This is a genomic window from Brevibacterium sp. SIMBA_078, from assembly GCF_046534565.1.
Lineage (GTDB): Bacteria > Actinomycetota > Actinomycetes > Actinomycetales > Brevibacteriaceae > Brevibacterium.
On sequence record NZ_JAWRYQ010000590.1, the window covers coordinates 1 to 236 of the forward strand.

Genomic DNA, 236 nt, shown 5'->3' on the forward strand with positions numbered 1-236 from the left:
TATTGGCGATTTTAGCTGGTATAGGCACCTTTTCTCTTGTAAGAATTTTTAGCGATTGTTTCCATCCCTATACCATCAAGGTAATCACGGAAGATTCGCTTCACAACATTTGCTGTGTCATCTTCCTTCATTTTTAAAACACCTTTATCTACACGATATCCGTATGGAGGAAGCCAATATATAGGCTGGGTTGTGCTTTTACCTTCTTTGCTTGTTTGTTTCGACGACTAGAATTA

Annotated in this window: 1 protein-coding gene; it reads right to left on the reverse strand. The window is 38.1% G+C overall.

Annotation, left to right across the window (positions count from 1 at the left end; translation table 11 throughout):
- Positions 1 to 11 precede the first annotated feature (11 nt).
- Positions 12 to 131 (reverse strand): recombinase family protein, encoded by a 120-nt coding sequence (locus SB749_RS20905; protein ID WP_410712006.1) that lies wholly within the window; start codon positions 129 to 131, stop codon positions 12 to 14.
- Positions 132 to 236: the final 105 nt, after the last annotated feature.

Coding starts and splice junctions, on each gene's coding strand:
- SB749_RS20905 (WP_410712006.1), bottom strand. CDS start 131: ATGAAGGAAGATGACACAGCAAATGTTGTGAAGCGAATCTTCCGTGAT.